Raw genomic sequence first — 18,559 nt, 5'->3', positions numbered from 1 at the left:
GTTTGCTCCGGGCGGCTGCATTGCGTGAGGTTCATCGCCTTCGATATCGCGCTGGCATGAACAGGCTAGAATGAAAGAGATGGCGGGAGATTTCGGCACGACGACGGTGATGGTTCGGCTTCAGGAAAGGAAAAGATGGGTATGGCCACTCATGGCAAGGAAAGCACATGGTTGATTCTCAACGGTAAATCTGCCCAGCAGCCAGAGATTCGCGAAGCGGTCGAGCATCTGCGCCGCCAAGGTCACGATCTGCAGGTGCGGGTGACCTGGGAGGGCGGTGATGGCGTCTGGCTGGTGGATAGCGCGGTGGCCGGCGGGGCGACGCGAATCGTCGCTGGCGGGGGAGACGGGTCTATCAACGAGATCGTTGCCGGCCTGATGCAACAGTCACCCGAGCGGCGCCCGGCGCTGGGGATTCTGCCTCTGGGGAGCGCCAACGACTTCGCGCATGGCTTGAACCTGCCGATGGCTCCGCTGGCGGCGCTGGAGCTGGCGCTGACCGGCTCCGTTCGTCAGGTGGATGTCGGCAAGCTGGACGACGAGGCGTTCATCAACGTGGCGTCCGGCGGCTTCGGTGCCGAGATCACTACCTCGACGCCGGTCGGGCTGAAGCGTCTGTTGGGTGGCGGTGCGTATTCGCTCATGGGCATGTTGAAAGCCTGGAATTACCAACCCTTCGAAGGGCATATACGCTGGCCGGAGGGGGAAGCACGGGTCCCGCTATTCATGCTGGCGATTGGCAACGGCTGCCAGGCAGGCGGCGGCCAACGGCTGGCGCCCTCTGCCAAGCTGGACGACGGGCTGTTCGAGCTGCTTTTCGTGCGCCACTTCAATTCGTTGGGCGAACTGAAGCGAATCATCGACGAGCTCGAAAACCTGCCCCGGGATGGAGAGTTCGTGCGCTATCTGCGCGTGCCCTGGGTCGAGTTCGACAGCGACGGCGCCTTTCCCCTCAATCTCGATGGTGAACCGCGCCGCTATGAGCATTTTCGTGCCACGCTGGATCGTGAAGCGCTACCGTTGGTCGTACCGGAAAATTGCCCTCTGCTGCGTCCGGGCGAGTAGCTCGACAGGCCTTCATGATCGACCTGCGAGCCCTCATGCATCGACCCGAAAAAGGAGTGATCACATGGACAACTTCATGCAGGAAGCCATCGAACAGGCCAGGCTCAGCCTCGACAACGGCGGCGTTCCCATCGGTTCCGTTCTGGTTCACCGGGGGGCGATCATCGGCCGTGGCCATAACCAGCGCCAGCAGAAGGGGAGCGCAATCCTGCACGGGGAGATGGATGCGCTGGAAGATGCGGGGCGTCTGCCTGCCTCGGTCTACCGCGACTCGGTGCTCTACACCACGCTATCACCCTGTTCGATGTGCAGCGGGGCCATCCTGCTCTACGGCATACCCAGGGTCGTCATCGGGGAGAATCGCACCTTTCTCGGAGAAGAGGCATTGCTGCGCGAGCGCGGGGTCGATGTCGAGGTTCTCGACGATCCGGCCTGCCGCGAATTGATGACACAGTTCATCGCAGCCTATCCGGAAGTGTGGAACGAGGATATCGGAGAGCCCTGAGCGGCTCGGATCATCGGCAGGTGACATGAAAAAGCCCACCTGACGGTGGGCTTTGCTCAAGGCGGTGAGACTTCAGGATCGAAATCCCGGAGTCTGGAACCCTTGACTGGGATTAGCCAGATACCTTGATGTTGGCGGCCTGAAGGCCTTTCTTGCCCTGAGTAACGTCGAAGGTAACCTTCTGGCCGTCCTGCAGAGTTTTAAAGCCGTCTGCCTGAATTTCGGAGAAGTGTGCGAACAGATCATCGCCGCCGTCATCGGGAGAGATGAATCCGTAGCCTTTCGTGTCGTTGAACCATTTGACAGTGCCAGTTGCCATTGTCGATATCCTTAACTTGCATAGTGATGTAGCCGAGCGTCCCGGGGGATGCCCGAAATGCGTGGTCAGACTAGGGGGGAATGCGCACTAGGAGTTCGACGAGATCGACTAACAACTGACGCCATTCTGCCTGCAAACCTACGCAACGGATGTTGCATCGGCGGATATACCGGGTCAAGCAATAGCAGCTTGACTTTGGTAGAACCGTTTCCCATGCCCCGCTTACGAACCATAGATGGAAATTTCATGCACGTCTATAACCTTCCAGACCCTTTTTTTCGGGTTGATCGCGTCACACGGTATGGTTTTATTAACGCTTTTTAAGAAGATTGATATAACACCGTAACCTCGCCGGGAGTCGACGACGCAGCGTGCAGCGAGGCTATTTATCGGGAACATGTATCGCAGTAGGGTCCTCGGGTAAGCTGTCACTCGCCTTTTCGGGTCGCTGCGGCAGTCGCGCCTAGGGCCAGTGACCATTCATCATCGAGTCAGGAGCAATGTGCGTGGCACAACGTGAAATCAGTTTCAATGACACTCACAGCAAGGCCATCGGTTATTTGCTGTGGATTTTCGGGTTCACCGGAGCGCACCGCTTCTACTATGGTAAGCCCGTCACCGGGACTTTGTGGTTTCTCACCTTCGGGCTGTTCGGGATCGGTTGGTTGATCGACCTGTTTCTGATCCCGGGCATGGATCGCCAGGCCGATCTGCGATTCCGGGCCGGGCCGACCAGCTATACGCTGGCCTGGATCCTGCTGACGTTCCTGGGGGTGTTCGGTATCCATCGGATGTACATGGGGAAATGGATCACGGGTTTGATCTATCTGCTCACGGGTGGTCTGTTCCTGGTCGGGGTGCTCTACGACTTCTGGACGCTCAATGACCAGATTTCTCTGAAACACGCGCGCCGCGGGCTGTAATCCGCTCCCGGTCGACTCGTTCCAGGCGCTCGACGCCAGGGAACCCTTTTCGACGTCACAGGGAGGTGACGCATGTCGGAGCGACTTCAGCTTACCGATATTCTCGAAACGCTCGACCGTCAGGTCGAGGATGACAAGATCACGCTGCAGGACATCGTCGATACCTTCAATTCCCGAGGCTTTGGGCCGGTGGTATTGCTGCCGGCACTGATTGCACTGTTGCCGACCGGCGGTGTCCCGGGCGTGCCCAGCGCCTGCGGCATCTTCATCGCCTTGATGGCGATTCAGCTGGTATTCGGCCGCAGGAGCCCATGGCTACCGAAGGTGTTGAGTCGGCGCGGCGTCAGCCACGAGCGCTGGCATCGGGTGACCCAGCGCGTCAAGCCCTGGACTCGGAAGATCGATCGATTCCTCGAGCCTCGGTTGCGCTGGTTGATGGGGGATGTCACCCAGCGCCTGCTGGCGCTGCTGATGGTCGTGCTCGGGCTGGGGATGATTCCGCTGGAGCTGCTGCCGTTCGCCGCGGCCATACCGGCGCTGGCGATCGTCGTCATGGCCTTGGGGCTCACGGCCGGCGATGGGGTAATGATGCTGATTGGCCTTGGCGTTACTCTGGCAGGCGGCGTCGGCATCGGCTTCTGGATGTTGTAATCGACCACGGCGAATCAGCCGCGACGAATCAATCACGAATCAACCGCACGCCAACGGAAAGCCCCCGACGATCCATCGGACCGTCGGGGGCTTTGCCGTGGAAGAGCGGCGCGAAAATTCGCCGCTGCGATGCCGTATCAGTTGCTTGCGATCAGGGTCGGGTCGTAGTCGCCCTGGCGCTCGGCCTGGGACAGCATGGCGACACCGCGGGTGTCGCCTTGCTTGGCCAGGCTCTCGAAGATGACCCGGTAGGCCAGTACGGCCTGCACGTAGTCACGCGTTTCGCGGAACGGAATGCTTTCGACGAATCGATCGAACTCGCGCGGGGCGGTGGCAAGCCAGCGGTCCACGCGATAGGGGCCGGCATTGTAGGCCGCCGTCGCCGCGATACGATTGCCGCGGTAGCGCTCCAGCATCGAGCGAATGTAGGTGCTGCCGAGCTGGATGTTCACCTGTGGCTCGAACAGCTCCGCAGTGCTGGGTGCGCTGATGCCGAGTTCTCGGGCGACATGATCGGCCGTCCCCGGCATCAGTTGCATCAGCCCGCGGGCCCCGACCGGTGAAGCGGCACGGGGGTTGAAAGCGCTCTCGCGTCGCGCGATACCCATCAGAAGGTAGGGGTCGACCTGATTGACCTCGGCCCATTTCAGGAACGAATCGCGGTATGCTGCCGGAAACCGCCAGGGCAATGCGTCCCACTGCTTGGCGGCGATCGTGGTCTGGATCGCCATGCCGTACCAGCCTTGGCGAATGGCGTAGTCGGCCAGTGCTGCGGCCTGGTCCGGCGTATCGCGGGCGGCGGCCGTGAACCACTCGCTGCGCGCGAGACCTTCCTCGCCGATTCGCATCAATGCCTCGGTACGCTGTACGACGGGTAGCATGCCCGTCAGTTCCTGCTGCAGCGTCGAGACACGGGTGTCCGCCATCTCCAGTTGATAGGGCTGGCCGAGACGATCGGCGGCGGCAAAGCCGAAGAAGCTGCGATTCTGCGCGGCCATTCGGTAGGCCTGGCGTGCCTTGGCATCGTCGCCCAAGGCTTCGCTGGCGCGCCCGAGCCAGTACTGCCAGTGGGCTTCCGCGCGTACCTCCGGGGGAAGCGCCTCGCTCCAGCGCGCGACGTTGGCCCAGTTGCCCTCGGTCACCGCATTGCGGATACGCAGCTCGATGAGATCGGCATCCGCGAGACGCGGTAGCGTGGTATCGACCCAACCCTGGTTGTTATCGACATTGCGAACCATGGAGTAGAACGCCAGGTCGTGCTCGACCTGGTGGCGCCGGTCCTCGCCGATCGATACATGGGGAGAGATCTTGCGCCAGGCTTCCAGGGCGGCCTCGGTATCCGCGCGGATCAGACCATGCATGGCGGCAGCGATCAGCGCGCCACTGGCCTGGCCGTCGGGACCGAGATCCAGCGGGACCCGGGTGACGGCGGCGTAATTGCCGCGGACCGTGTCGAAGCTGTCGATGGCCCGCTGCCAGGTGTCGTCCAGGCCTCGCTCGAGATAGGTGACCAGTCCGTCCTGGCCGTTTTCCCAGGCCAGCATCATGCGCTCCCAGGTGTCCTCGTCGGTCAGCACGCCGCGCTCCTCGAGCGTCGCGAACAGCGGATCGCAGGCTTCGGGCTGCGAGGTGCCGACGTGCCACAGTGCCTCGCCGCCCGCCGCAGCCCGGGCCGGCTCCCGGTCGAGCAGGGCGGTGTAGTAGTAGCACTGCCGGATGGTACTGGAAGGCTCGCCGTCGCTGATCGCCAGGAGGTCGTCATAACGCCCCAGCTCGCCGAATCGCGTCTGCGCGGCGCCGCGCATCCAGTCGGACAGCGGGGAGTCGCCGTAGCGGATGATGAAATCGTTCACCTCCGCGGCCGAAGCCGTGGCAAGCCGGGAGCGAAGGCGGTGGTATTCCACGTAGCCAGCCAGGACGTGGCCCTCGATGGCGGCCTGATCGATATCGTTCCAGCGACGATCGCGGGCGGCGTCCAGCGCCTGCTTCATGACCTGGTCGGCCTGGGTCGTGGTGACTGGTGTCGTCACTGCGGCTTGCGCGGTCGCGCTCAATCCGATGGCGCCGACGAGGCACCAGCGTAACCAACGTCTGCGGGTAGGCAATGCGGGCATTGGATCTCTCTCTTTCTCGAAGGGCCGTTCTTCAACGCCCACGCTTGAAGCGATCCTGCGCTTTTCGGAACTGCTTGCAGCAGATCATTTCGAAAGACCGCGGCAGCGCTGCGTTCTCGGCGAGATACGCGTGTCACCTCGCCGATTCATGGCCCCATCGTCGCTGATGGCGGCCCGCTTGGGTAGTCCCGTTTCGCAACGGCACGGTGCCTTCCGGTGACGCTATGGCCTCGTGCGGCGGGGAGGACATTGAATCCTGGCCCGATCGTGACCATCTAAGGGGCTAGTCCAATCGTTAGTCGGCGTCGATCGAGCCTGCTTCGCCCCAACGTCACTACCGGAGATTCCACCATGAATCCTTGGCGTTTTCTGACCCAGCTGTCTCGTCTCAAGCAGCGCGGCGGCGCGCTGGCCCGCATTGGCCGCGCGTTTCGGGTTTTCGGCCCCATGACGCTGGACGTCTTGCGCGGGCGTTACCGGCCGATTCCGTGGGCTGCCTTCGGCTGGATGGCGCTGGCATTGGTGTACCTGGTGTCGCCGCTGGATCTGATTCCCGATTTTCTGATGATCCTCGGGCTCGTCGATGACGTCTTCATCGTGGGCTGGCTGCTGACCCGGGTCGACCGGGCGATGGGCGACTACCGGCGCTGGAAGGGCATCGACGACGAGGAAGTCATCGCCGAGTGACGGCTCGGCTTGAAATGGGGCTGGCGAGCCCCATATCGCTGAACACCGTGATTTCATTAGTATTATTTCGTAACCGCCTCGAGAGGCCCGTCAATGACCACTGCGACTCAAGAAGAAACGCTCGGCTTCCAGACGGAAGTCAAACAGCTTCTCCATCTGATGATTCACTCCCTGTACTCCAACCGGGAGATTTTCCTGCGTGAGCTGATCTCCAACGCTGCCGACGCCTGCGACAAGCTGCGCTACGAGGCGTTGGACAACGACGCTCTCTACGCAGGCGACGCCGAGTTGCGCATCGAGATCGAGCACGATGCCGACGCCGGCACCGTGACCGTGCGCGACACCGGTATCGGCATGAACCGTGACGAGGTGATCCAGAACCTGGGCACCATCGCCAAGAGTGGTACCGCCGACTTCCTCAAGCAGCTTTCCGGCGAAAAGCAGAAGGATGCCAAGCTCATCGGCCAGTTCGGCGTGGGCTTCTACTCCGGCTTCATCGTTGCCGACGAAATGGTGGTTCGCACGCGCCGTGCCGACAGCGACCAGGGCGTCGAGTGGCGCTCCAGGGGTGAAGGCGAGTTCACCATCGCCGAGATCGATCGCCCCGAACGCGGCACCGAGATCGTGCTGCACCTGAAGCAGGACGCCAAGGAGTTCGCCGACGACTTCCGGCTCAAGAATCTGGTGCGCAAGTACTCCGACCATATCGACGTGCCGGTGCGCATGCCCAAGGTCGAGAAGGCTCGCGACGAAGAGGGCAAGGAGATCGAAGGCAGCGAGACCGTCAGTTGGGAGACCGTCAACGAGGCGACCGCGCTGTGGGTGCGTCCCAAGGCGGAGATCGATGATGACGAGTACAAGGCGTTCTACAAGCACATCGCGCACGATTTCAGCGATCCGCTGACCTGGAGCCACAACAAGGTCGAAGGCAAGCTCGAGTACACCAGCCTGCTCTACGTTCCCGAGCGCGCGCCGTTCGATCTCTACCAGCGTGACGGGGTGCGCGGGCTCAAGCTGTACGTTCAGCGGGTCTTCATCATGGACGACGCCGAAGCGTTCCTGCCGCTCTACCTGCGCTTCGTCAAGGGCGTGCTGGATTCCCGCGACCTGCCGCTCAACGTTTCCCGCGAGCTGCTGCAGAAGTCGCCCCAGGTCGACTCCATGAAGGCGGCGTTGACCAAGCGCGCGCTGGACATGCTGAAGAAGCTGTCCAAGGACAAGGAAGCCTACCAGACCTTCTGGAACACCTTCGGCGACGTCCTGAAGGAAGGTCCGGCGGAGGATTACGCCAACCGCGACAAGATCTCCGGCCTGCTGCGCTTCTCCACCACGCATACCGACAGCGCAACGCAGGATCAGTCGCTGGCGGATTACGTCGAGCGGATGAAGGAAGGCCAGCAGAAGATCTATTACATCGTCGCGGATGGCTTCAAGGCCGCCAGCCATAGCCCGCATCTGGAGATCTTCCGCAAGAAGGGCATCGAAGTCCTGCTGCTGCACGATCGCATCGATGAGTGGCTGATGAGCCATCTCACCGAGTTCGACGGCAAGTCCTTCGCCGACGTCGCCAAGGGCAACCTGGAGCTCGACGACATGGCCGACGAGGCCGAGAAGCAGGCGCAGGAAGAGACCGCCAAGGCCAAGGAGGATCTGGTCAAGCGAGTGCAGCAGGCGCTCGGCGACAATGTTCAGGAAGTGAGGGTCACGCATCGTCTGACCGATTCCCCGGCCTGCGTGGTGTTGCCGGAGCACGAGATGGGTTTCCAGATGCGTCGCATGATGGAAGCGGCCGGACAGCCGTTGCCGGAGGTGAAGCCGATCCTGGAACTCAACCCCGATCACGCGCTGGTATCGCGTCTCGAAAGCACCGAAGGGGGCAACTTCGATGATCTGGCGCATATCCTGCTGGATCAGGCAGTCATCGCCGAGGGTGGACATCTCGACGACCCGGCGGCCTACGTCAAGCGCCTCAATACGCTGCTAAGTGCTTGATCGTCATCGATCATCGCGCGCTCAGGCGTGTCATGGCCGGCCCTCGTGGCCGGCCATTTATTTGGTGAAAACGGCCTAATTGCACGTTCTTTCCTCAAATTTGCAGCCAACTACTGTTAATCTGCCGACTTCTTCATGATGGAGGGGCGAGTATGTCGCTATCCTTCCCGAGGCTTCTTCACCGACGTTCCGTCCGTGAATGGCCCTTTCTTCGACGACCTTTTCGACACGATCCCCAGCCTGCCCGCCGACAACGCGTCCTGGCAGTCGTCATGGGGACAGCCCTGACACTGGGCCTCGCAGTGTTCCCGATAGCGTCTCGAGCCGAGTCGATATCCGAAACCGTGCCAACCCTTGAAAGCCAGATCCAGCGGCCCGCGCTGGACCCCGTCACCGAGCTGCCCGACCTGCGAGACATCAAGGCCGGACCCAAGCGCAAGGCGGCGTTCCTGGGTATGCTGGTGCCGCTGGTCCAGGTCGAAAATGCGCGTATCCAGCGTGATCGCAACTGGCTGATCGGCGTCGGCAGCCGCATCAATCCGATGACGGCGGACGAAAAGCAGCGGCTGGCTCAGCTATGCGACGACTATGGCGTCGAATGCGAGCCGGGCGAGGTCAGCCGGGAGCTGCTGGCACGGGTCAATACCGTGCCGCTGGAGATGGTAGTGATCCAGGCGGTGGAAGAGTCCGGCTGGGGCACCTCTCGGCTCGCCCGGGACAGCAACAATCTGTTCGGCATGCGCTGCTTCAGCGAGGGATGCGGTATCGCTCAACTCGGCACCTCGCGACGCTTTCAGACGTTCGATAGCGTGCGTGACGGCGTTAGAGCTTACCTGCACAACCTGAATACCCATCGTGCCTATGCCCAGCTTCGCGGGCAGCGCGCGGCGCTGGCCGCCAAGGGCAAGTCGATCTCCGCCGAGAAGCTGATCGGCACGCTTCACAACTATTCAACCTCGCCCGACTATCAGCAGCAGCTCCTGTCGCTACTGCGCACCAACGGCGAGTTGATTCGCACCCACGGCGCCGATAGCGCCTTCGTGACGGGCAGCCCGGCCTGATATCCCGAACCTCTCTGTCGACCGGTATTCGGATGATGTCCGCGTACTGGTCGAACGTGTGCAATCGGCCAGTTGCGCTAGACTACAGCCACTTTCCTGCCAATCCGAGGAGGCCCCCATGGCCAGCGATAGCTCCCTCGAGACACTGACTTTCGATAATGTCTGGTCCCGCTTTCCCGAGGACTTCTTTACACGGGTGAAGCCGACCCCGTGGCGCGATACCCGGCTGCTCGACGTCAGCCCGAGCGGGGCGGCGCTCCTGGGGCTGGATCCCGAAGAGATCGACCGCGACCGCCTGACCGCATTGATGAGCGGCGAACGACTCTTGAGCGGCATGGATCCGCTGGCCCAGAAGTACACCGGGCATCAGTTCGGCACCTACAACCCGGCGTTGGGCGACGGGCGCGGTCTGTTGCTCGGTGAAGCGATGACATCGCAGGGGCCGATCGACCTGCATCTCAAGGGCGCCGGGAAGACGCCGTATTCGCGTTTCGGCGATGGTCGCGCCGTGTTGCGCTCTTCGATTCGCGAGTATCTGGCCGGCGAAGCGATGGCCGGACTCAAGATCCCGACGACCATGGCGCTGGCTGTCGCCGTCAACGGCGAGAAGGTCATGCGCGAGCGGGTCGAGCCGGGGGCGACCCTGCTGCGGCTGGCCGAGAGTCACGTGCGTTTCGGTCACTTCGAATGGCTGTATCAGCAGCAGCGGGTCGAGGATATCGAACGGCTGATGCGCCACGTCATCGATCGCCACCGCCCCGATCTCGCGCAGGAGACCGCGCCGCTCGAGGCGCTGTTTCAGGACGTGGTCACGCGGACCGCGGAACTGATCGCTCGCTGGCAGGCCTATGGCTTCGTTCATGCAGTGATGAACACCGACAACATGTCGATCCTGGGACTGACGCTGGATTACGGCCCCTATGCGTTCATGGATCGCCTCGAGTCCAACCTGACGCCCAACCATACGGATACGACCGGGCGCTATGCCTTCGATCAGCAGCCCGGCGTGGCGCTATGGAATCTGACCGTACTGGGGCAGTCGTTGACACCGCTGATCGCGGTGGAGCGGTTGCGAGAAATCCTCGACACCTACGAGCCCACGCTTCAGGCGGCGTATGCCATTCTGATGCGTGGACGCCTGGGGCTCGAGACCGAGCAGGAGAGCGACGGCAAGTTGATCGAGGACTGGCTGTCGCTGCTCGAGAGTTCACGGGCCGACTTTCATCGCAGCTTCCGCGCCTTGAGCGATCAGGACGTCGTCGGTGGTCTGTCGTTACGCGAGGAGATCGTCGGCTCGGGGCCGGGTCATCAGCTCGATGAGTGGCTCGCGCGCTACCGCCAGCGGCTTGCCGACGAGTCGCGTGGAGAGACGGAGCGGCTGGCGGCGATGCGGCGGGTCAACCCGCTTTATGTCTTGCGTACCCATCTGGCGCAGCAGGTCATCGAGGCGGCACAGGAAGGCGATACGCGCCCGCTGCAGACGTTCCGCGAGCTGCTGTCGTCTCCCTTCCTCCAGCGGCCGGGCATGGATGTCTGGAGCGAGGCGCCGCCGCCCAGCGCGCCTCCCGTCTGTCTCTCCTGTTCGTCCTGACCGCTGTCTGATCGATACTCTCGATGATTGAATGCCGGCTTCCGATGCCGGCATTTTTTAGCAATAAGTCATTCATTATAAGTTTGATAACGGAAACCATAGGTCCGGCTTTCAATATTTAAAACAAGAGTTTAGTGCCGTTTTTAAACATAACGATTTGGTTATGCCTGCCATAAATTATTGATCGGGTTGGTTTTTCTCCTAAACGCTTGATTCGCCTGCTGGAACTCCGGAAAACTGTGATCACCTACCGCAGTATTCTGCGATAAACGATGACGCCTTTTCTGTCATGGCTTTCAGTGTATAGAGCGACAATTACTCTGGCCGGCCGACGACAACTACTGTGACCGGTTGCCCTAAGCTTGACCGCTTGTCCCGACCCACCAGGGAGCCGGTATGGCGGTCACCAGCCAACAGGTCACGCTCTATATGTCGCAACGTCAACAAGGCCAGACCCAGGAGGTCGCCGCCGCCAAGGCCGGCCTCTCCGTCAGAACCGCTCGCCGCCTCGAACGCCGGGCCGAGTCCTCCGAGCCGCCGGCATCACGGCACTGGCGAACCCGGCCCGACCCCTTCGCCGATGTGTGGGAGACCACGCTCGTCCCCCAGCTGGCCGCCGCCCCGGGCTTGCAGGCACTGACCCTGCTGGAGTGGTTGCAGGAGCAGCACCCCGGCCAGTACCCGGACAGCCTGCTGCGAACCCTGCAGCGCCGGGTCAAGGGCTGGCGAGCCGCGCACGGCCCGGAGAAAGAGGTAATGTTCCCGCAAACCCATGGCCCCGGGCTGCGCGGCCTCTCCGACTTCACCGAGCTCAAGGGGATTGTCATTACCGTGGCAGGGGAGCTGCTTGATCACCGGCTCTACCACTTCCGCCTGGCCTACAGCGGCTGGTGTTATGTCCGGGTGGTGCTCGGTGGCGAGAGCTACCCGGCGCTGGCTGAAGGCCTGACCCGTGCGCTGGAGCGGCTTGGCGGTGTCCCCGCGGAGCACCGCACCGACAGCTTGTCGGCGGCCTTCCGCAACCTCGGCCGGGAGGCGGAAGCCGACCTCACCGAGCGTTATGCTGCCCTGTGCGCTCACTACGGCATGACGGCCACCCGTAATAACCCAGGGCGCGGCCATGAAAACGCCAGCATCGAGTCGCCACATGGCCACTTCAAGCGGCGCCTGCAACAGCGCCTGACGCTGCGCGGCTCCCAGGACTTCGCTAGCCTCGATGACTACCAGGCCTTCCTCGATGAGGTGACCACCGCGATCAACCGCCGCAACGCGGCCCGGATCACCGTCGAGCGTGGCGCGCTGCAGCCACTGCCCAGCCGGCCCGGTACCGACTACAGCGAGGTGACGGTGCGCGTCACTACCTCCAGCACCATCCAGGTGCGCAAGGTGCTCTACTCGGTGCCGTCCCGGCTGATCGGCGAGAACCTGCGGGTGCACCTTTACGATGATCGCTTGGTGCTGCATCACGCACAGCAAGCATTGCTGACGCTGAGGCGGCTGCATGCCACGCCGGAAAGCGGCCGGTTGCGGGTCATCGATTACCGCCATGTGATCGGCTGGCTGGTCCGCAAGCCCCGGGCGCTGGCGGGGCTGACGTTCCGCGACGACCTGTTGCCGAGTGCGGAGTGGCGCGAGCTGTACGCCCGGCTGACCGCCGCCTTGCCGGTCGCCGAGGCCTGCAAGCGCATCGTTGGCGCTCTGGCGTTGGCCGCCGAGCAGGACCAGGCCGAGGCGATCGCCAGTTACTGGCTGGGCGCCCTGGCGCGCGGGAAGAGCCCGACGCTGGCCGAGCTCCAGGCCCGCTTCGCCGCCACGCCGAGCGCCACGCTGGTTTTCCCCCAGGTGACTCAGCATGACATCGCCAGCTACAACCATCTGGTGCCCAGCGTGCCGACCACAGAGGTGTGCTGCCATGCCTGATGCCCAGACGCTGCCGCTGCTACTGCGACAGCTCCGCCTGCCCACCATGGCCGCCTGCTGGCCCCAGCTGGAAACCCGCGCCCGAGCCGAAAACTGGAGCCTGCCACAAACACTGGCCGCCCTATGCGAGCACGAGCTGGCCGAGCGTGAGCGACGCCGGCTGGCCCGGCACCTCAAGGAGGCCCGGCTGCCGGTGGGCAAGACGCTGGAGTCCTTCGAGTTCGACGCCATCGCGGCCGAGCAGCGCCAGCAACTGAGCGCCTTGGCCGGCGACACGCAGTGGGTCGACCAGGCTCACAACCTGCTGCTGTTTGGGCCCTCCGGCGTCGGCAAGAGCCACGTGGCGGCCGGGCTCGGGCATACGCTGGTCGACCAGGGTTACCGGGTGCGCTACGCCACCGCCTCAAGCCTGGTCCAGGAGCTCCAGGCTGCCAAGCAGGCACTGCGCCTGAGCGACGCCCTGATCAAGCTCGACAAGTACGCCGTGCTGGTGATCGACGATATCGGCTACGTCCAACGCAGCGAGGCCGAGACGTCAGTGCTGTTCGAGCTGATCGCCCATCGCTACGAGTCGGCCAGCCTGATCATCACCGCCAACCAGCCGTTCAGCGCCTGGGACAGTATCTTCCCCGACAGCATGATGGCCGTGGCCGCCATCGACCGGTTGGTGCACCACGCCACGCTGATGGAGCTGAGCGGGGAGAGCTACCGTAAGCGTGCTTATCAACGACAATTACAAGGAGGAAAAGCTGGGTCGTCGGACTGACGACAACTACCCCACCCAACCGGCCATTTTAATTGTCGCCAAGCGGCCAAAGTAGTTGACGTCGCATATTTCAGTGCATGGCCAAGGCGTGGTGCGTCATTGCTATACGACTATCGATATACAGCATGAGGAGTATCGGTGCATGGCTGACCATCGGGAGAGAGGCCAATGAAGATCGGGGCACCCAAGGAGCTCGCCAGAGGAGAAGCGCGAGTGGCGCTGACGCCGGAGAGCGCGCAGCAGATACAGAAGTTGGGGCACGAGTGCCTGATCGAGAGCGGCGCGGGCCGGCTCGCGGGCTTCGACGACGACGCTTACCGGCAGGCCGGCGTCAGCGTGGTCGATAGTGCGGCGTCGCTGTGGCAAGAGGCGGACGTGGTGATCAAGGTCCGGGAGCCGGTCGAGTCGGAAATCGACCAGCTGAGAGCGGGACAGACGTTGATCACCTTCTTCTGGCCGGCACAGAACGAGGCGAATCTGGAGCGCTGCCGAGCCCAGGGCGCGACGGTGATCGCCATGGACATGGTCCCGCGTATCTCGCGTGCCCAGAAGATGGACGCGCTCTCCAGTACCGCCAATATCGCCGGCTATCGTGCCGTGATCGAAGCGGGCAACCAGTTCGGACGCTTCTTCACCGGTCAGGTGACCGCGGCAGGCAAGGTGCCTCCGGCTAAGGTGCTGATCGTTGGCGCCGGAGTCGCCGGGCTGGCGGCCATCGGCACCGCGACGAGTCTCGGCGCGGTGGTTCGTGCCTTCGACGTGCGGCCGGAAGTCGCCGAGCAGATCGAGTCGATGGGCGCGGAGTTCCTGTTCCTCGATTTCGAGGAGAGCCAGGACGGCTCGGGCACCGGCGGCTACGCGGCGCCCTCCAGCCCCGAGTTCCGCGAGAAGCAGCTGGCGCTGTTCCGCGAACAGGCGCCGGAGGTGGATATCGTCATCACCACCGCGCTGATCCCCGGTCGCCCGGCGCCGAAACTGTGGCTCGAGGACATGGTCGCGGCGATGAAGCCCGGCTCGGTGATCGTCGATCTGGCGGCGGAGAAGGGCGGCAACTGCGATCTGACCGTGCCCGACGAGCGCATCGTCACCGACAACGGGGTGATCGTGGTCGGCTATACGGACTTCCCGTCGCGCATGGCGACACAGGCGTCGCTGCTCTATGCCACCAACATCCGTCATATGTTGACCGATCTGACGCCGGAAAAGGATGGCGTGATCGTTCACGACATGGAAGACGACGTCATTCGCGGTGCGACGGTGACCCATGCCGGCGAGATCACCTTCCCGCCACCGCCGCCGAAAGTGAAGGCGATCGGTGCCGCCAAGCCCAAGGAGAAGGTCAAGGAGCCAACGCCGGAAGAGAAGAAGGCGGCCGAGCATGCCGCTTTCGTAGCCCAGAGCAAACGCCAGATCGGCATCCTGGTCGCTGGTGGCGTATTGATGTGGCTGCTGGGCATGGTCGCGCCGGCATCGTTCATGCAGCACTTCATCGTCTTCGTACTGGCCTGCTTCGTCGGATTCCAGGTGATCTGGAACGTCAGCCACTCCCTGCATACGCCGTTGATGGCGGTGACCAATGCCATTTCGGGCATCGTGATCCTGGGCGCCGTGTTGCAGATCGGCTCCGGCAGTTGGGTGGTGGCGCTGTTGGCAGGGCTTTCGGTGCTGATCGCCTCGATCAACATCGTCGGGGGCTTCCTGGTGACCCGCCGCATGCTCGCCATGTTCCAGAAATCCTGATCCGCGGAGAATCGATATGTTGCAACACGAGTTCGTTTCCGCCGCGGCGATCGCGGCGAGTGTCCTGTTCATCCTCTCGCTGGGAGGATTGAGCAACCAGGAGAAAGCCAAGCGTGCGGTCTGGTACGGCATCGTCGGCATGGCGATCGCCGTGGTCTTCACCGCGCTGGGCCCGAAGGTCGGCGGCTACGCCTGGATGATCCCGATGATGCTGATCGGCGGGCTGATCGGCGCCTGGCTGTCGCGCAAGGTCGAGATGACCGAAATGCCGCAACTGGTAGCGGCGCTGCACAGCTTTGTCGGCCTGGCTGCGGTCTTCATCGGCTGGAATGCCGAACTGGAGCGCGCGCGAGTCATGGCGATCAAGGCGGCCGGCGTCTCTTTCGATGGCCTGTCGGCGTTTGCCTCGACCCTGGCCCACAAGACCCCGGCGGAACTCGCCTTCCTGCAGGGTGAGGTGGTGCTGGGTGTCTTCATCGGCGCGGTCACCTTCACCGGCTCCGTGGTGGCATTCGGCAAGCTGGCCGGCAAGATCGGCGGCAAGCCGCACAAGCTGCCCGGCGGGCACCTGCTGAATGCCGGAGCGGTAGCGCTGAGTCTGTTGCTGGCCATCGCTTACTTCAACGGCGCCGGCTTCTGGACGCTGCTGCTGCTGGCGGCGCTGGCGTTCTTCATCGGCTGGCACCTGATCATGGGCATTGGCGGTGCCGACATGCCGGTGGTGGTTTCCATGCTCAATAGCTACTCGGGCTGGGCTGCCGCGGCAATCGGCTTCACGCTCTCCAATGATCTGCTGATCGTGACCGGCGCGCTGGTCGGCTCGTCCGGTGCGATTCTCTCCTACATCATGTGCAAGGCGATGAACCGCAACTTCGTCAGCGTGATCCTGGGTGGTTTCGGTGGCACGCAGGGGCCGGCGGCCGAGATCGAAGGCGAGCAGGTCGCCATCGACGCTGGCGGCGTGGCCAGCGCGCTCAATGACGCCGACAGCGTGATCATCGTGCCCGGCTACGGCATGGCCGTGGCCCAGGCGCAGAATGCGGTCAGCGATCTGGTGCGCAAGTTGCGCACGGCCGGCAAGGAGGTTCGCTTCGGCATCCATCCGGTGGCCGGGCGCCTGCCGGGCCACATGAACGTGCTGCTGGCCGAGGCCCGCGTGCCGTACGACATCGTGCTGGAGATGGACGAGATCAATGACGACTTCGCCAACACCGACGTGGTGATCGTCATCGGCTCCAATGACATCGTCAATCCCGCGGCCCAGGAAGATCCCGCGAGCCCCATCGCCGGCATGCCGGTACTGAAGGTGTGGGAGTCGAAGCAGGTCTTCGTCTGCAAGCGCGGGCAGGGAACCGGCTACTCGGGCATCGAGAATCCGCTGTTCTTCAAGGAGAACACGCGCATGCTCTACGGCGACGCCCGGTCCAGTATCGACTCCCTCGTCGGGATGATCGACTAGCCCCGGCGATGTATGGCTGAACGCGTTTCCTGCACGATCAACGCCCCGTTTTCGGGGCGTTTTTTCGTTACACTGTGGGTATCGCTCATCGTCAATGGAACGGCTATGTTGAATAAAAACGAGTCGGATAAAAACGAGTCGGATAAAATCAGGTCAGCCAAGAACGGGTCAGAAGAACGCATGCAGGTCGCGGTACTCGGCGGAGGCAGCTTCGGTACCGCCATCGCCAGTATCGCCGCCGATAACGGCGCCGAGGTTCGTCAGTGGCTGCGCGACGAAGCGCTGGTGGAGCAGATCAATCGCGAACACCGCAACGGGCGCTACCTGCCCGATTACTCGATCAACCCGGCGGTAGTCGCTTCCACCGACCTGGCGGAGACGGTTGCCGAAGCCGCCGTGGTTTTCATCGCGATTCCCTCCAAGGCCTTCCGCAAGGTATTGCAGCAGGCGCGGCCGTACCTGCGCCCCGAGCAGATCCTGGTCAGTACCACCAAGGGGATCGAGGCCGACGGCTTCAAGCTGATGAGTCAGGTAATCGAGGAAGAGACCGGCTCCTCGCACATCGGCGCGCTGTCCGGCCCGAACCTGGCCGCCGAGATTGCCCAGAAGCAGCTGACGGCGACGGTGATTGCCAGCGACGATCCGGTCACGCGGGCCTACGTGCAGGCGGCGCTGGGGTGCAGTTATTTCCGCGTCTACGCCGGCAACGATCGCTACGGCGCCGAGCTGGGCGGCTCGCTGAAGAACATCTATGCCATCGCGGCCGGTATGGCTGCCGCGCTGGGCATGGGGGAGAACACGCGCAGCATGCTGATGACCCGTGCGCTGGCGGAGATGAGCCGGTTCGCCGTCGCGCTCGGCGCCAACCCGATGACCTTCCTGGGGCTCTCCGGCGTCGGCGACCTGATCGTGACCTGTTCTTCCGAGCTCTCACGCAACTACCGCGTCGGCTACGCGCTGGGGCAGGGGCACGATCTCGATTCCGCCATCGAAGTGCTCGGTCAGGTGGCCGAAGGCGTCAATACGGTCAAGCTGGTGTGCGAGAAGGCGCGCCAGGAAAATATCTACATGCCGCTGGCCCAAGGGCTCTATCGGGTCATGTTCGACGGCATTCCAGCCAAGGACATGGCCAAGGCGCTGATGGAAAGCGAGCAGAGCAGCGACGTCGAATTCATGCTGTCGCGGGAGTCGGTATCCCGCGCTCACGAACTCGCGCCGGATCCCGAGTGATGGGCTGGCTCGCGGTAGTCAGGCATGGAGAGGCGGGGCCGGGCAGCCCGGATGCGGCACGTCGATTGACGCCCCGCGGGGAGCGCGAGGCCGCAGAGGCGGGCCGATGGCTGGCCTCTCGACAGACGCTGGCCGGCGCCGCGATCTGGGCCAGTCCCTACGATCGGGCGCAGCAGACCGCACAGGCGGTTGCCGAAGCCATGCACGGCGAAGTCGAGACGGTCGGCGGCGTGACGCCGGACGACGATGTCGGCGCGCTGATCGAACGGCTGACTCTGTTCGATACGGCGCGACCCTTGATCGTCGTCAGCCACATGCCGCTGGTCGGGCTGCTCACCGGGCGCCTGACCGAGGGGACTGCCAGCGCTGGCGTGATGTTCCCCACGGCCGGTATCGCACTGCTGGAAGCCGATGTCTGGGCAGCCGGGTGTGCATCGTTGAAGGCTTTCGTCTCTCCCTCCTAGGGCGGCGTGCTTTCGCTCGACATGATTCAGCAAGTAGGCAGAGGCATGTTTGCGCTATCATCTTGACCGTCT

16 protein-coding genes are annotated in these 18,559 nt (G+C 63.2%); 14 read left to right on the top strand and 2 right to left on the bottom strand.

Translation table 11 applies throughout. From position 1 onward, the window contains the following. The first annotated feature begins 135 nt into the window (after nt 1-135). On the top strand, nt 136-1,065 hold the full coding sequence (yegS, locus tag R5R73_RS12150) for a lipid kinase YegS (RefSeq protein WP_244179892.1): 930 nt from the start codon (nt 136-138) through the stop codon (nt 1,063-1,065). Nucleotides 1,066-1,129: 64 nt separating this feature from the next. Further along, on the top strand, nt 1,130-1,570 hold the full coding sequence (locus tag R5R73_RS12145) for a nucleoside deaminase (protein ID WP_110634401.1): 441 nt from the start codon (nt 1,130-1,132) through the stop codon (nt 1,568-1,570). A gap of 112 nt (nt 1,571-1,682) precedes the next feature. Here the strand turns inward: R5R73_RS12145 and R5R73_RS12140 are convergent, their stop codons facing one another. Then, entirely contained in the window at nt 1,683-1,889 is a 207-nt protein-coding gene (locus R5R73_RS12140; RefSeq protein WP_071232112.1) for a cold-shock protein, read from the bottom strand. A 506-nt stretch (nt 1,890-2,395) separates the two neighbouring features. Here R5R73_RS12140 and R5R73_RS12135 point away from each other — a divergent pair. Continuing rightward, nucleotides 2,396-2,812 carry an NINE protein gene (locus R5R73_RS12135; protein WP_244179893.1) on the top strand — a complete coding sequence of 139 codons (417 nt, stop codon included), beginning with the start codon at nt 2,396-2,398 and terminating at the stop codon, nt 2,810-2,812. A 72-nt stretch (nt 2,813-2,884) separates the two neighbouring features. Then, on the top strand, nt 2,885-3,463 hold the full coding sequence (locus tag R5R73_RS12130; RefSeq protein ID WP_071232114.1) for an exopolysaccharide biosynthesis protein: 579 nt from the start codon (nt 2,885-2,887) through the stop codon (nt 3,461-3,463). Between the two features lie 137 nt (nt 3,464-3,600). Here R5R73_RS12130 and R5R73_RS12125 read toward each other — a convergent pair whose 3' ends face one another. Next, entirely contained in the window at nt 3,601-5,577 is a 1,977-nt protein-coding gene (locus R5R73_RS12125) for a transglycosylase SLT domain-containing protein (RefSeq protein ID WP_110634404.1), read from the bottom strand. Between the two features lie 351 nt (nt 5,578-5,928). Here R5R73_RS12125 and R5R73_RS12120 point away from each other — a divergent pair, with 351 nt between their 5' ends. The 10 genes from R5R73_RS12120 (at nt 5,929) to sixA (ending at nt 18,487) form a co-directional block, all read left to right on the top strand. After that, complete coding sequence (locus R5R73_RS12120) at nt 5,929-6,264, top strand: YkvA family protein (RefSeq protein ID WP_071232115.1); 336 nt, start codon at nt 5,929-5,931, stop codon at nt 6,262-6,264. A gap of 93 nt (nt 6,265-6,357) precedes the next feature. Continuing rightward, entirely contained in the window at nt 6,358-8,256 is a 1,899-nt protein-coding gene (htpG, locus tag R5R73_RS12115; RefSeq protein WP_322527656.1) for a molecular chaperone HtpG, read from the top strand. A 344-nt stretch (nt 8,257-8,600) separates the two neighbouring features. Further along, nucleotides 8,601-9,317 (top strand): glucosaminidase domain-containing protein, encoded by a 717-nt coding sequence (locus tag R5R73_RS12110; RefSeq protein ID WP_244179898.1) that lies wholly within the window; start codon nt 8,601-8,603, stop codon nt 9,315-9,317. Between the two features lie 118 nt (nt 9,318-9,435). After that, a complete protein-coding gene (locus tag R5R73_RS12105) occupies nt 9,436-10,908 on the top strand; it encodes a protein adenylyltransferase SelO (protein ID WP_322527655.1) in 1,473 nt (490 codons plus the stop codon). Between the two features lie 396 nt (nt 10,909-11,304). Continuing rightward, on the top strand, nt 11,305-12,828 hold the full coding sequence (gene istA / locus R5R73_RS12100; protein WP_416221188.1) for an IS21 family transposase: 1,524 nt from the start codon (nt 11,305-11,307) through the stop codon (nt 12,826-12,828). Then, a complete protein-coding gene (gene istB, locus R5R73_RS12095; RefSeq protein ID WP_322527534.1) occupies nt 12,821-13,594 on the top strand; it encodes an IS21-like element helper ATPase IstB in 774 nt (257 codons plus the stop codon). Before istA ends, istB begins: the two co-directional genes overlap by 8 nt. A gap of 168 nt (nt 13,595-13,762) precedes the next feature. Beyond that, entirely contained in the window at nt 13,763-15,334 is a 1,572-nt protein-coding gene (locus tag R5R73_RS12090) for a Re/Si-specific NAD(P)(+) transhydrogenase subunit alpha (RefSeq protein ID WP_110634413.1), read from the top strand. 16 nt (nt 15,335-15,350) lie between these two features. Further along, nucleotides 15,351-16,793 carry an NAD(P)(+) transhydrogenase (Re/Si-specific) subunit beta gene (locus tag R5R73_RS12085; protein ID WP_322527654.1) on the top strand — a complete coding sequence of 481 codons (1,443 nt, stop codon included), beginning with the start codon at nt 15,351-15,353 and terminating at the stop codon, nt 16,791-16,793. Nucleotides 16,794-16,973: 180 nt separating this feature from the next. Continuing rightward, entirely contained in the window at nt 16,974-18,023 is a 1,050-nt protein-coding gene (locus R5R73_RS12080; RefSeq protein WP_110634419.1) for an NAD(P)H-dependent glycerol-3-phosphate dehydrogenase, read from the top strand. Next, entirely contained in the window at nt 18,023-18,487 is a 465-nt protein-coding gene (gene sixA / locus R5R73_RS12075) for a phosphohistidine phosphatase SixA (protein ID WP_071232121.1), read from the top strand. The genes R5R73_RS12080 and sixA overlap by 1 nt, the downstream gene beginning before the upstream one ends. Nucleotides 18,488-18,559 lie beyond the last annotated feature (72 nt).

Origin of the sequence: Salinicola sp. LHM, from assembly GCF_034479735.1 — a bacterium.
GTDB lineage: Bacteria > Pseudomonadota > Gammaproteobacteria > Pseudomonadales > Halomonadaceae > Salinicola > Salinicola salarius.
Note: the sequence above shows the minus strand (reverse complement) of the source record. Positions and strands in the feature narration are given on the sequence as shown.

Excerpts from the sequence above, each read along its gene's own strand:
- yegS (WP_244179892.1), top strand. The coding sequence starts at position 136 with ATGGGTATGGCCACTCATGGCAAGGAAAGCACATGGTTGATTCTCAAC.
- R5R73_RS12145 (WP_110634401.1), top strand. The coding sequence starts at position 1,130 with ATGGACAACTTCATGCAGGAAGCCATCGAACAGGCCAGGCTCAGCCTC.
- R5R73_RS12140 (WP_071232112.1), bottom strand. The coding sequence starts at position 1,889 with ATGGCAACTGGCACTGTCAAATGGTTCAACGACACGAAAGGCTACGGA.
- R5R73_RS12130 (WP_071232114.1), top strand. The coding sequence starts at position 2,885 with ATGTCGGAGCGACTTCAGCTTACCGATATTCTCGAAACGCTCGACCGT.
- R5R73_RS12125 (WP_110634404.1), bottom strand. The coding sequence starts at position 5,577 with ATGCCCGCATTGCCTACCCGCAGACGTTGGTTACGCTGGTGCCTCGTC.
- R5R73_RS12120 (WP_071232115.1), top strand. The coding sequence starts at position 5,929 with ATGAATCCTTGGCGTTTTCTGACCCAGCTGTCTCGTCTCAAGCAGCGC.
- htpG (WP_322527656.1), top strand. The coding sequence starts at position 6,358 with ATGACCACTGCGACTCAAGAAGAAACGCTCGGCTTCCAGACGGAAGTC.
- R5R73_RS12105 (WP_322527655.1), top strand. The coding sequence starts at position 9,436 with ATGGCCAGCGATAGCTCCCTCGAGACACTGACTTTCGATAATGTCTGG.
- istA (WP_416221188.1), top strand. The coding sequence starts at position 11,305 with ATGGCGGTCACCAGCCAACAGGTCACGCTCTATATGTCGCAACGTCAA.
- istB (WP_322527534.1), top strand. The coding sequence starts at position 12,821 with ATGCCTGATGCCCAGACGCTGCCGCTGCTACTGCGACAGCTCCGCCTG.
- R5R73_RS12090 (WP_110634413.1), top strand. The coding sequence starts at position 13,763 with ATGAAGATCGGGGCACCCAAGGAGCTCGCCAGAGGAGAAGCGCGAGTG.
- R5R73_RS12085 (WP_322527654.1), top strand. The coding sequence starts at position 15,351 with ATGTTGCAACACGAGTTCGTTTCCGCCGCGGCGATCGCGGCGAGTGTC.
- R5R73_RS12080 (WP_110634419.1), top strand. The coding sequence starts at position 16,974 with ATGCAGGTCGCGGTACTCGGCGGAGGCAGCTTCGGTACCGCCATCGCC.
- sixA (WP_071232121.1), top strand. The coding sequence starts at position 18,023 with ATGGGCTGGCTCGCGGTAGTCAGGCATGGAGAGGCGGGGCCGGGCAGC.